At 62.2% G+C, this 11,472-nt stretch carries 13 protein-coding genes; 4 read left to right on the top strand and 9 right to left on the bottom strand.

Going from position 1 to position 11,472, the window contains the following annotated elements; translation table 11 throughout:
* The first annotated feature begins 67 nt into the window (after positions 1 to 67).
* The gene (locus tag HLUSI_RS31110; RefSeq protein ID WP_029363523.1) at positions 68 to 346 is read left to right on the top strand and encodes a M20/M25/M40 family metallo-hydrolase; all 279 of its coding nucleotides are present in this window, start codon (positions 68 to 70) and stop codon (positions 344 to 346) included.
* Between the two features lie 105 nt (positions 347 to 451).
* Positions 452 to 1,330 (top strand): PhzF family phenazine biosynthesis protein, encoded by an 879-nt coding sequence (locus HLUSI_RS0114115; protein ID WP_016834581.1) that lies wholly within the window; start codon positions 452 to 454, stop codon positions 1,328 to 1,330.
* An 8-nt stretch (positions 1,331 to 1,338) separates the two neighbouring features.
* Here HLUSI_RS0114115 and HLUSI_RS0114110 read toward each other — a convergent pair whose 3' ends face one another.
* Positions 1,339 to 1,941, bottom strand: a complete 603-nt coding sequence (locus HLUSI_RS0114110; protein WP_016834580.1) for a hypothetical protein — start codon at positions 1,939 to 1,941, stop codon at positions 1,339 to 1,341.
* Positions 1,942 to 2,241: 300 nt separating this feature from the next.
* Between HLUSI_RS0114110 and ilvD the strand changes: the two genes are divergently transcribed.
* A complete protein-coding gene (gene ilvD / locus HLUSI_RS0114105; protein ID WP_016834579.1) occupies positions 2,242 to 4,104 on the top strand; it encodes a dihydroxy-acid dehydratase in 1,863 nt (620 codons plus the stop codon).
* 248 nt (positions 4,105 to 4,352) lie between these two features.
* Here ilvD and HLUSI_RS0114100 read toward each other — a convergent pair whose 3' ends face one another.
* The 8 genes from HLUSI_RS0114100 to HLUSI_RS28705 form a co-directional block, all read right to left on the bottom strand.
* Positions 4,353 to 5,342 (bottom strand): sensor domain-containing diguanylate cyclase, encoded by a 990-nt coding sequence (locus HLUSI_RS0114100; RefSeq protein WP_016834578.1) that lies wholly within the window; start codon positions 5,340 to 5,342, stop codon positions 4,353 to 4,355.
* A 216-nt stretch (positions 5,343 to 5,558) separates the two neighbouring features.
* Complete coding sequence (locus HLUSI_RS0114095) at positions 5,559 to 6,029, bottom strand: nucleoside deaminase (protein ID WP_016834577.1); 471 nt, start codon at positions 6,027 to 6,029, stop codon at positions 5,559 to 5,561.
* A gap of 22 nt (positions 6,030 to 6,051) precedes the next feature.
* A complete protein-coding gene (locus HLUSI_RS0114090; protein WP_016834576.1) occupies positions 6,052 to 6,681 on the bottom strand; it encodes a flavin reductase family protein in 630 nt (209 codons plus the stop codon).
* Positions 6,678 to 7,769 carry a BMP family ABC transporter substrate-binding protein gene (locus tag HLUSI_RS0114085; protein ID WP_016834575.1) on the bottom strand — a complete coding sequence of 364 codons (1,092 nt, stop codon included), beginning with the start codon at positions 7,767 to 7,769 and terminating at the stop codon, positions 6,678 to 6,680. The genes HLUSI_RS0114090 and HLUSI_RS0114085 overlap by 4 nt, the downstream gene beginning before the upstream one ends.
* Before the next feature lie 243 nt (positions 7,770 to 8,012).
* The gene (locus HLUSI_RS0114080) at positions 8,013 to 8,666 is read right to left on the bottom strand and encodes a GntR family transcriptional regulator (protein ID WP_016834574.1); all 654 of its coding nucleotides are present in this window, start codon (positions 8,664 to 8,666) and stop codon (positions 8,013 to 8,015) included.
* Positions 8,667 to 8,730: 64 nt separating this feature from the next.
* Complete coding sequence (locus HLUSI_RS0114075; RefSeq protein WP_016834573.1) at positions 8,731 to 9,762, bottom strand: tetratricopeptide repeat protein; 1,032 nt, start codon at positions 9,760 to 9,762, stop codon at positions 8,731 to 8,733.
* A 66-nt stretch (positions 9,763 to 9,828) separates the two neighbouring features.
* Positions 9,829 to 10,206, bottom strand: a complete 378-nt coding sequence (locus HLUSI_RS0114070) for a nucleotide pyrophosphohydrolase (RefSeq protein ID WP_029363522.1) — start codon at positions 10,204 to 10,206, stop codon at positions 9,829 to 9,831.
* A 96-nt stretch (positions 10,207 to 10,302) separates the two neighbouring features.
* Positions 10,303 to 11,037 carry a MipA/OmpV family protein gene (locus HLUSI_RS28705; protein ID WP_016834570.1) on the bottom strand — a complete coding sequence of 245 codons (735 nt, stop codon included), beginning with the start codon at positions 11,035 to 11,037 and terminating at the stop codon, positions 10,303 to 10,305.
* Positions 11,038 to 11,215: 178 nt separating this feature from the next.
* Between HLUSI_RS28705 and HLUSI_RS0114060 the strand changes: the two genes are divergently transcribed.
* On the top strand, positions 11,216 to 11,472 hold a 257-nt coding region (locus HLUSI_RS0114060; protein ID WP_016834569.1), incomplete at its 3' end, for a response regulator.

Here is an 11,472-nt window from a genome sequence, read left to right as displayed (position 1 = left end):
CATCTAATAGCCCGCGCGCTATCCGAAACTGGCCTCGTTCGATTACGCCCGCGTGTCGGCGTCCAGCATGGCGGTGCGTACCGACCTGGCGTCGCCGATCGGCAAATGGCTGCGCGGCGCCTTCGTCAAGACCTACGGCAAGGAACCGGTGCAGATCCGCATGATGGGCGGCACCGTACCGACCGGCGCCATGGTCGGCGCGCTGAAGATTCCATTCGTGATCGTGCCGCTGGTGAACGCCGACAACAACCAGCACAGCGCCAACGAGAACATGCGCCTGGGCAACTACATCGACGGCGTGCAAAGCCTGACCGGCATCCTCACCGAGCCGTTCCCGGCAAAATAGCACGCGAGGAAACGGACAGCCGGCGAAACAAAATGTCGTCGCCGACGCAGTATTTCGTGGTTGCGCTAGAATCCCCTGAGGCTCAAATACTTCGGGGGATTTATTTTGCAGGTCGACGCACAGATCGTTAACGCCTTCATCGATGGTGTAGCCGGTGGCAATCCTGCCGGTGTTGTCCTCGACGCCGATGCACTCACGACCGAACAGAAACTCCACATTGCCCGCCAGCTCGGCTTGTCCGAGACCGCTTTCGTGTCTGCCTCGCAAAGCGCCACCGTCAAGCTCGACTTCTTCACGCCGACGCGGCAGATCCCGCATTGCGGCCACGCCACCATCGCCACGTTTTCTTTGCTGCGCAAGCTCGGCATCGTCGGCGAAGGCAATTTTTCCAAAGAGTCCATCGACGGCAACCTCGATATCCTGATTGCCGGCGAGATGGTGTTCATGGAACAGCGCGCACCGCAGTACCGTGTGCTCGATGCCGGCACGGGACTGATTGCGCGCATCGCGGGCTCGCTCGGCCTTGCGCCCGGACAGTTGCACGCCGACCTGGCGCCGACCGTGGTCAACACCGGCAACGCTTTCCTGATCGTGGCCTTGCCGGATGAACAGACGGTCTCGGGCGTGCGCCCGGACATGGCGCTGATCGAAGCGCTCAGCGACGAACTCGACGTGATCGGTTATTACGTGTACTCGGACATGACTACGGTGAGCGGACGCCATGCCGGCGTACGCATGTTTTCACCGCGTTTCGGCATTCCGGAAGAATCGGCCACCGGCACCGCGGCCGGACCGCTGGCCTGTTACCTGCATGACCACGGCGGCGTGAAGGATTGCGAAATCATCATCGAGCAGGGCTACCTGATGCAGCCGCCCTCGCCGAGCGTGATCAAGGTCAAGCTGACCGTCGCCGATGGCCGTATCACGCAGCTGATGGCAGGCGGAATCGCCAAGGCGACGCGCCTGATCAGGCTGGACGTATAAAAATCTTCTTATTGGCTCTGCTCCACCTGGAACATCAATCCCTGTTGAATAATCTCTGCCGACAACAACCGCTGGCCGACGGCGATCGTCATGCGCTGGCCGGGATTATTGATGGCGTTGTTGACCAGGCGCTTGAGCTGGTCGGGCAGCTTGGCCTTGTCGCTGTCGGTGACGATGCGGGCCACCGTTTCGGCGCACAGGAAGAATTCATCGCGCGCGCCTTCGGTGCGGCTGGCCAGCAAGACGCCGATGGTCTTGAGGTCGCCGTCCTTGGCCAGGCTGCCGATCAGCGACGTTTGCGCCGGCCCCACCTGGGTCTGGAAGGTATGCTTCTCGCCGCCCTTGTGCAGTTGCGTGACGTCGATCGCATACAGCGGCGCCATGCGTGCGGCGTTGTCGTCCTTGCGGTCTTCCAGTACGTCGCGCACGCTGCGGTTGAATTTGGTGGCGAACAGCGTCGGCGAAATCTCCAGCGATTTTTCGGCGCTTGCCTGCGCGCTCAGCTTCTCATCGACCGAGCGGTCGCAGGCGCTCAGCAAGGCCAGCGGCGGTAGCAAAGTCAGCAAAGCCAGCAGCACCGGCGTGCCGCGGCGGATGATATTGTTCTTCATGATTTCCCCTCATCGATTTTTCTTCCTCTTTCCTGCCGTTCGTCACTGTCATGCCTCAATCCAGTCGAAATGCAGGCTCCCTTCAAGCATACTCAAATTCCAGGAGTTTTATTGCTGAAAATAAACATGCTTTTCCGTGCGGCCGTGTTCAGAGTCGCAGGGATGCTCTGATATGCAATACGAATTACAGGTCATCGAATCATATATTGGACAACTTGCCGATCGCACGGCATTCTTGCGCTCTTGATTCATAGGCAATTTCCATTTTCATTCCACCTGCATTCTGAGGAGACACCCACCATGCCCGTCTATCGTTCCCGCACCACCACCCAAGGCCGCAACATGGCCGGCGCCCGCGCATTGTGGCGCGCCACCGGCATGAAGGACGGCGACTTCGACAAGCCGATCGTCGCGGTGGTCAACTCGTTTACCCAGTTCGTGCCGGGCCACGTGCATCTGAAGGACCTGGGCCAACTGGTGGCGCGCGAGATCGAAGCATCCGGCGGCGTCGCCAAGGAATTCAACACCATTGCCGTCGATGACGGCATCGCCATGGGCCACGGCGGCATGCTGTACTCGCTGCCGTCGCGCGACCTGATCGCCGATTCGGTGGAATACATGGTCAACGCGCACTGCGCCGACGCCATGGTGTGCATCTCCAACTGCGACAAGATCACCCCCGGCATGCTGATGGCGGCCATGCGCTTGAACATCCCGGTCGTGTTCGTCTCCGGCGGTCCGATGGAAGCCGGCAAGGTGGTCAAGGTCGTCAACAATGATCGCAAGGTCATCAAGCTCGATCTGATCGACGCCATGATCAAGGCCGGCGACAGCACCGTGTCGGACGCCGACGTCGCCGAAATCGAACGCTCCGCCTGTCCTACCTGCGGTTCGTGCTCGGGCATGTTCACCGCCAACTCGATGAACTGCCTGGCCGAAGCGCTGGGCCTGGCGTTGCCGGGCAACGGCACCATCGTCGCCACCCACGCCGACCGCAAGGAACTGTTCCTGGGCGCCGGCCGCCTGATCGTCGAACTGGCCAGGCGCCACTACGAACAGGACGACTACTCGGTCCTGCCGCGCAGCATCGCCAGCAAGGCCGCGTTCGAAAACGCCATGGCGCTGGACGTCTCGATGGGCGGCTCCACCAACACCGTGTTGCACTTGCTGGCCGCCGCGCATGAAGCGCAGGTCGAATTCACCATGGCCGACATCGATCGCATCTCGCGCAAGGTGCCGTGCCTGTGCAAGGTCGCGCCGATGACCGACAAGTACCACATCGAAGACGTGCATCGTGCCGGCGGCATCCTCGGCATCCTGGGCGAGCTGGCGCGCGCCGGCCTGCTCGACACTTCGCTGCCGACCGTGCACAGCAAGACCATGGGCGAAGCGATCGAAAAATACGACATCCGCGTCAGCAGCGACGCCGCCGTCCACAAGCTGTTCCGCGCAGCGCCGGGCGGCGTGCCGTCGCAGACCGCGTTCTCGCAGGCCGAGCGTTACGAGCACGGCGACCTCGACCGCAGCGCCGGTTGCATCCGCGATCTGGCGCACGCGTATTCGAAGGACGGCGGCCTGGCGGTCCTGTACGGCAACATCGCCGAAAAGGGTTGCATCGTGAAGACCGCCGGCGTGGATGAAAGCATCCTCAGGTTCTCCGGCAAGGCGCGCGTGTTCGAGAGCCAGGACGCCGCTGTCGAAGGCATCCTCGGCGACAGCGTGCATGCCGGCGACGTCGTCATCATCCGTTACGAAGGTCCCAAGGGCGGGCCGGGCATGCAGGAGATGCTGTACCCGACCTCGTACATCAAGTCCAAGGGTCTCGGCAAGGCGTGCGCACTGTTCACCGACGGTCGTTTCTCGGGCGGTTCGTCCGGCCTGGTGATCGGCCACGCTTCGCCGGAAGCGGCCGAAGGCGGCGCCATCGGCCTGGTGGAAGAGGGCGACATGATCGACATCGACATCCCGGCGCGCACCATCAACCTGCGCGTGAGCGCTGAAGTCCTGGCGCAACGCCGTGCTGCGATGGAAGCGCTTGGCCATGATGCATGGCAGCCGCTGGGCCGCGAACGCGTGGTGTCGCAGGCGCTGCAAGCCTATGCCGCGCTGACTACCTCGGCCGACCGCGGCGCCGTGCGCGACTTGTCGCAACTCAAGCGCTGAGTCTTCAGCAACTGAATGCAGCAACTGAATGGCAACTGAGCAGTAGGTCAACAGCAGTTGAATAGCTGACCCGCATCCAGCCGCGTGATTTCGCGGCGCGGATGCGGGCAGTGCAGTCAATCCCCATCGTTTATTTTCAAGTCGTCTCAGCGATGCGTCAGCCGATTTGAACGTGTCGTCGGCGCGGCGCTGCCGTCGGCCGGCTGTTCCCGGCGGACCCGCATTGAAAAAACGAAGAGGGGATGCGCTTAGTGACGATATTTCCGCTGCAGCGGCAGCAGCATGTCGAGCAGTGCGGCGAAGGCGCCGCTGCCATGATGGGAATGCTGTTTCTTGTCTTCGTACATGCGCGCATCGGCGCGCTGCATCAATTCTGCGATCGGGGTCGCGGCGTCGCTGTCGACGTGGCCGACGCTGTAGCACAGCTTGTAAGCGCGTTTGGCGCTGCGGTTGTGCAGCTTCACGGCCTTTTCCAGGAAGCGCAGCGCGACTTCGGCCTGCTGCTTGCCGGTGTTCGGCAGCAGCACCGCGAACTCGTCGCCGCCGAGCCGCCCGATAATGTCGGACTGGCGGAAGTTGCGCGACAGGATCGCGCTGAAATCCTGCAGTGCGCGATCGCCTTCGGCGTGGCCGAAACGATCATTGATCTGCTTGAACAGGTCGAGGTCGAAGTAGAACAGCGAGACCGGCTTGTCGAGCCGTTTGCACAGGCTCAGCGCTTGCTCCGACATGGCTTCGAAGCCGCGCCGGTTGGGAATGCGGGTAAGTTCATCGACAGTCGCCAGTTCCATGGCGAACAATTCCTGCTCGGCCATTTTGGCGAGATCGCGCAGCAGCGCCTGGTCGTCATCGTCGAACGCGCGCGGCTGGTCGTCGATCAGGCATAGCGTGCCGAGCTGGTCGCCATTGCCGACCCGGATCGGGCAGCCGGCGTAAAAGCGCACGCGCGATTCGCCCATGCGCAGCGGATTGCCCTGGAAGCGCTGGTCCAGCACCGTGTCCTGCATCACCAGCAGATCGGCGGCGGCGAAGGCGTGCCGGCCGTCATCATGTGTTTGCAGCGGCCACCGGCGATGCGCCTCCACCAGGCTGACGAACGCCACCGGCACGTTGAACAGCCGCTTGGCCAGGCGCGTCAGGCGCTCGAAGCGTAGTTCCGCGGACGAAGCGAGCAGGCCGAATGCATGCGATGCGTTCACTTGATAAAAATCATGCGGCGACATGTCAGGCATCTTCATGGGCTGTACTCGATTCATGGCAACGGGCTAATCAAACTTGTCTTTTGCTCTGCATGTTTTGCAACATTCTGAGCAGAAGGTATTCCCGGTAACGACAGGCTTGCCGTTTTCTGAAGCGAGACGGATGAAATTTACACTTGTAGCGACGGCATGTTTTTATGGAAATATTTTTAAAAGGAAATTATTTGCCGCCATGAAATGATGCGCTGATGCGATTCAGTCAGGCGCAAAGCGCCGCAACACCGCGAACGCTTCATCACCCATCAGCGGCCCATCCACGGTCATTGCCGGCGTGGCCGCGGCCAGCACCTCGGCGCTGCGCAGCGGCAGCAGCGGACCGCCGAGCGCTTCGGCGATCTGCGCGGTCGACGCGGCATACACCACGCGCCGCACGCCGCCCCAGAACATCGCGCCGCAACACATGGCGCAGGGTTCGCCGCTGGCGTAGACGGTGCTGCCGCGCAGGGCGCCGAGGCCCAGCTGTTTTTGCGCGGTGCGCACCAGCACCATCTCTGCGTGGCCGGTGCAATCGGCGGCGCTGTTCTGGTTGTTGGCGGAGATCAGCAGGATCTCGCCTTGAGCCGACACCAGCGTCGCGCCGAACGGCATGTCGCCGTTGGCCAGCGCCTCCCCGGATGCTTCGATGGCCAGTCGCATGGCCTTGCTGTCGCTGTCGTTGAATGTCATTTTATTGGTCCCATTATTCTTCTCACATTTCGTCGATGGGAGTGGAACTGGCCTGCGCCTTTTCCAGCGAAAACCGCTCGCCGGTCTTGATGTAAAAACTGGCGCCGAAACGGCCGACCGGATGATAGTCCTGCAAACGCACGCGCCACAGTTCGGTGTCCACCAGGCCGTCGCGCGCCGCCAGCCATTGTACGCGGCCGATGAAAATGTAGCGGCTGGCGGTCTCCAGCTTCTCATGCAGCACGCATTCGAAAGCCACCGGCGCTTCGGCGATGCGCGGCGGCGCCACGCTTTGCGACGGCACCGCATGCAGTCCCGCATGCGCCAGTTCGCTCACGCTCGACGGCAGCGCATCGCCGCAGGCATGCATCTGTTCGCACATGGCCTCGTCGGTCAGGTGGACGACGAATTCTCCGCTCCTGAGGATGTTCGCAGCGGTATCCTTCAAGCCGCCGTCCTGCAGGCGATTGATGCTCACCATCACGATCGGCGGATCTTCGCCGACCATGTTGAACATGCTGAACGGCGCCGCGTTGATGGTGCCGTCTTCGCCCAGCGTGGTGATCAGCGCGATCGGCCGCGGCACGATCAGGCTGGCCATCAGCTTGTAGCGCTGGTAGACGCCGAGCGCGGAGAAATCGATTTCCGTCATGGTTGTTTTCCCTGTATGCCTTCCACGTACCACTTCATGGTCCACAGCTCCGACTCGGGTACGGTCTTGCCGGCCGCGACTTGCAGCTGTCCGGCCTGGTTGTTGACCGGACCGGCGAACGGTTGCAGCGTGCCCGCGATGATGGCCTTGCGGCGTTGTTCCACCAGCGCGACGACATCCTTGGGCAGCGCCGGATTGAGCGGCGCCAGTTGCACGATGCCTTCTTTCATGCCCCATTTTGTATCTTCGGATTTCCATTTTCCTTCCAGCACCTGGCGCACCTTGTGAACGTAGTACACGCCCCAGTTCAGCACGTTGCCGGTCAGGTGCGCATCGGGGCCGAAGCGCGTCATGTCCGAGTCTTGGCCGAAGGCGTACAGCTTGCGGCTTTGCGCGACCTGCACCGGCGCCGGCGAATCGGTGTTCTGGTACAGCGTGTCGACGCCTTGCGCCACCAGCGTCTGCGCGGCGTCGCGTTCCAGTCCGGGGTCGTACCAGGAGTTGATCCACACCACCTTGGCGGTCACTTTGGGATTGACGCTGCGCGCCCCCAGCACGAAGGCGTCGAGGTTGCGGATCACTTCCGGGATCGGGATCGGCGCGACGTAGCCGAGCGTGTTGGTCTTGGTCATGCGGCCGGCGATGGTGCCGAGCAGGTAAGCGCCTTCGTAGAAGCGCGTCTGGTAGATGCCGACATTGCGCGCGCTCTTGTAGCCGGAGCAGTGCTCGAAGATCACGTCGGGATATTCCGCCGCTACCTTGATCACCGGATTCATGAAGCCGAACGAGGTCGCGAAGATCATCTTGCAACCATCGTCGATCAGCTGGCGCATCACGCGTTCGGCTTCGGGGCTTTCCGGCACGCGCTCGACGAACACGGTTTCAATGCGCGTGCCGAATTCGCGCTCGAGCATGCGACGGCCGAGATCGTGCTGGAACGACCAGCCGATGTCGGCCACCGGACCGGGATAGATGAAGCCGATCTTGAGGCGCGGTGTACTGGTGGCGGCAATGGTCGGTGCGGACAAGGTTGACAGGGCTGACAGTGCAGTTGCGCCCGAGGCGAGCAGAAATTGACGGCGTTTCATGGCGGGAAGCTCCTTGCATGGATGGACAATGGTCGGGGCGGGGTTGCCCTTGAATTGTATACATGCAAATTAAATGCCAGCCATTATATGTATTTAACTAGTTGATTTATATATGATTATTTGTATATTATAAATTGTATACATTTGTTGAATTTGGTGCAAAAGACGTGTTTGCACCAAGCGCGGGCGCGCAAATGGGGCGAAGCGGGAGAACGTGAACGTGAAAAGGCAGAAGAGACGAAATCAGGCCGGCAATTGCAGCCGCGCTTCCAGCGCCAGCAGATGGCGCTCCATTTCGTCGGCAGCGGCGTTGCCGTCGCGCAGCGACAGCAGCTCGACCAGGCGTGCATGTTCGTCGTGTTCGCAACTGGCTTCGCCGGGCGTTTCGTACAGGGCCACGATCAGCGAGCAGCGCGTCATCAGTTCGGTCAGCATGCGTTGCAGCACCGCATTGCCCGACAACTCCGCCAGCGCCAGATGGAAGCCGCCGGCCAGCGCTACCCAGCGCGGATGGTCCTGCTCGTGCAGCGCATCGTGTTCGGCGCGCAGGCGCTGCTTGAGGCGTTCGATGTCGCCATGTTCAATGCGGCGTGCCGCTTCGCGCACGATGGCGCCTTCGATGGCGCGGCGGGCGGCAAAGACGTCGCGGGTTTCCCTTGGACCGGGCGTGGCGACGGCGGCGCCTTTGTTGGCAACGATCTCGACGATCTGCGCTTCCGACAAGCGGCGCAGCGCCTGGCGCACCACCGTGCGGCTGACGCCGAACTGTTCGCACAGACTGGCTTCCTGCAGGCGCGTGCCGGGCTTCAGGCGGCCGTGCATGACGCCGTTGAAGATGGCTTCGTAGACGCCCTGGTCGAGCGTTTCAGACGGTTCGGAGGGACGCGATGCTTTCATGGAGACGGACTGAGGTGCAAATGATTGGGTGCCATCATAGCCTGATTCAACCTGTGTAACGGTTTCAGGACTTGGCCTCGTAAAACGCGCCGCCCATGCCGTCGACAGTAAACTGCATGCGCAAGACGCGTTCGGCGCCGCAGAAGTATACGTGCCAGTTTTCAGTCCAGCTGCCCTGCACCGGATAGGTGCCGGCCACCAGCGGTTGTTTGAGCGGCAGCCAGACGGCGTCGCCGACGGCGCTGACGTCCTTGATCGACATCAGGCGGAAATCCTTGCACAGCGTCGAGTTCGGCGTTCCGCTGCGTTCCGCCGCCAGCCCTGCCGCCGTCATGACGGTGGGGATGGCGTCGGCGATCAGCTTGGGCGCGGCACGCGATGGTCCAAGCGTGTCCACCTGCTGCGCCAACGCCAGGTATTTCCGGTGATCGGGCGACAAGTTGGGAATGCCGTCGAGCAGCGTGCGGATCTGCTTGGTGGTGCCGGCGCCGCTTTGCTCCAGCAGCAAGGTCGCCAGCATCAGTCGCGCCGGCAGGTAGCCGGCGGCAGCGGCGCCGGCCAGGCCGTCGATGGCTTCGATCTGGTCGCCGCGCTCGGCGATGCTGCGGCGGGCGATGGCGTTGTACTTGCGGTCGTCGGCCTTGCCGTTGACCATGAACTGGTTGGCCGGATCGAGCGTATAGGCCTGCCACAAGCCGTAGCCGGCGCGCTGGTCGCCGCCGGCGATGGCCTTGCGCGTCCATGCGCGCGCTTCGGGGAAGTTGACCGGCAAGCCCTTGCCCGGCAGGTTGAGGTCGCCATAGATCGCGGCGCAGGTCGGCTCGCCGCCTTCGGCGCATTCGCGCGCCAGCTTCGCGCCTTGCTTGACGTCGCGCGCGGTGCCGAGGCCGCGCAAGGTCATCAGCGCGAGGAAGGACTTGGCGCGGTTGTCGCCCTGTGCGGCGAGTTGCGAAAACTCGCGGTAGGCGGCCTCGTACTTTTGTTCGCCGTAGGCGTTGACGGCGCTGTTGATGTCGGCGTGCGCCGGCAGTGCGGCAATGGACAGCAAGCCGCACAACAAGGAGGTCAAGGCGGCGCGGACGAAAGACTGCTTCATGGTGATTCCCGGAGAGGCGAAACCGTCTATTCTAATCCGGCTCGGAGATCGAGCTCCGGTTGCGCTTCAATACTGGTCGTACTTGCGCGATTGGCCCCTGACCTTGTCGGCCGGATATTTCTCGCGGTTGAGTTGCATCTTCTCGATCACGGCGTCGTAGAGGTCGACGTCGAGGCGATCGGCCAGGCGGATCAGATAGACCAGCGAATCGGCCAGCTCATGGCGCACGCCGGTGCGGCGCGCGTCGTCGAGCTCATCCTGTTCGCCGGTCTTGAGCCACTGGAAGTGCTCGACCAGTTCGGCCACTTCGACTGACAAGGCCATGGCGAGATTTTTAGGCGTGTGGAATTGCTGCCAGTCGCGTTCTTCCGCGAACTGGCGCACGATGTCGCGCAGGGCGGCGAGGTCGGAAGAGGGAGTGGGAGAGGGGGAAGGAGAGGGCATCGGGCTGATCGATCCGGTTGAAATGAAGAAGGATCAGAGACTATAGCGCCGATTGCATCCGGCGGCGCAATGGTCATTGCTACCGCCGGACAATCTTCAGAACGTATAGTTGACGGCAGCCATGGTGCCGTAGTTGGTGCGCGCCTTCACGATCGGGCTGTCGCCGGCTTTCGTCATGTAGCGGGTCGCTTCGGTAGCGGCCAGCAGCGACCAGTTGTCGTCGAAACGATGGGTCCAGGTGATCGCGGCCTTGACGGCGTACAGCCCGGAGCCCGGCGTATATTTTTTGTAGCCGCTGGTCGCGCTCTGGTTGGCGGTGACGCCGAAATAACTCTGGTTGTAATCATTGCTGCCGAAGAGCGCGCTGCCGGCCACGGCGAGTTTGTCCCTGGGCATGGTCATCACCGTGGCGTCGACCTTGGCGTAATAGTTGCGGCCACGGTCGCGATTGCTCAGCGGCTGCGAAGCGCCGGCACTGAGCGTCAGGTTTTGCGTGAGACGATAGCCGAGGCTGAGGTTGAGCAGCGTCGCGCCCTTGACCTCGCCCATGCCTCTCAATTTGTCGGAGCCGGGCTTGAGGCTCTGGTTGGAATCCTTGCGGCCGGCGTCGTAGCCGAGCGCCGCCGAGGCGATGAACTTGTCGCCGAAGCCGTGGCGATAACCGATGCCTTCGCCGGCGTCGATGAAGCCGCCCCACGGGGTGACCACGCTGATGACAGGCAATGCGATAGCCTTGTATTCATCGCTGCCGGCGTAGCGCGGCATGTAGGCGGCGCCCAGGCCTGCGGCTGCATTCGCTGCGATGGCGATGCGACGATGTGAAGATGTCATGGTTTCTCCTGTGATGAATGAGCGCCATTGTCGGCATCTGCAGCGTTGCGGTCTGTGGGAGTTTGGTGAGGAAAATGTGTGGCCGTGTGTCAACATGTGTTTGTTTGTAATGCGCCGGCACACGTGCTTGCGACGCAGCTATCATGCGCACGGGAAGCACATTGGAAAGCCATCGGGGATGAAGAAAATACTGTTGATCGAAGACGACGTACGTCTTGCCGAATTGATATCGGAATATCTGTGCCGCTACGATTTTGAAGTGGCGCTGGTGCTGCGCGGCGACCAGGCACTGGCCGCGGTCGCGCGCGAGAAACCGGACGTGGTGATCCTCGACCTGATGCTGCCGGGCATGGACGGCATGGATATCTGCCGCCAGTTGCGCAAGGATTCTTCGCTGCCGGTGATGATGCTGACCGCGCGCGCCGATATAAAGCT

The sequence above is a fragment of the Herbaspirillum lusitanum P6-12 genome (genome assembly GCF_000256565.1).
GTDB lineage: Bacteria > Pseudomonadota > Gammaproteobacteria > Burkholderiales > Burkholderiaceae_D > Herbaspirillum > Herbaspirillum lusitanum.
Note: the sequence above shows the minus strand (reverse complement) of the source record. Positions and strands in the feature narration are given on the sequence as shown.